We start from the raw sequence: 511 nt of genomic DNA on the forward strand, positions 1-511 counted from the left end.
GACTTGGTGGTGAGAGACTTATTTGATATTGGCTTGGACTATGCGAAAACCTTGAGCGAGTGGCACTCTAGATTTAATCAAGCTGAAGAGCACGTACGCTCTCTCGGTTATGACGACCGCTTTGTCCGCATGTGGCGCTATTACCTGAGCTATTGTGAAGGCGGCTTTTTAGCTCGAAGTATCAGTGCCGTTCACATGACATTCCAGCGACCTTAAACCGTTATGAAGTTGCTGATTGCCTCTACATGGTTCCAGCTCTGTTGGTTCTCTGCAGTGCTTGGGACCTATAAATGGCAGTGGCTAACACTGATCTTAACATTTATTACTCTTGTCTATTGTTGGAGGACGGACGCTTCTGCCTTGAAGCACATCGCGAGTATCGTTTTGGCGGGTGTAGTGCTCGATACGCTCAATCAACAGTTTTCTGTTTTTGTCTTTCCAACACAATGGTTACCCATTTGGTTGTTGTGCCTTTGGGTTCTGTTCTCTTGGTATGCCTATCAGCTCAAGC

At 46.4% G+C, this 511-nt stretch carries 2 protein-coding genes; both read left to right on the forward strand.

Features of this window, described 5'->3' with window-relative positions:
* Window positions 1-216 (forward strand): class I SAM-dependent methyltransferase (locus R7Z50_RS31215; RefSeq protein ID WP_318150243.1); only part of this gene is annotated, 216 nt, incomplete at its 5' end.
* A 6-nt stretch (window positions 217-222) separates the two neighbouring features.
* A partial coding sequence (locus tag R7Z50_RS31220; RefSeq protein ID WP_318150244.1) for a DUF2878 family protein occupies window positions 223-511 on the forward strand: 289 nt, incomplete at its 3' end.

The sequence above is a fragment of the Vibrio sp. 1249-1 genome (assembly GCF_033340495.1).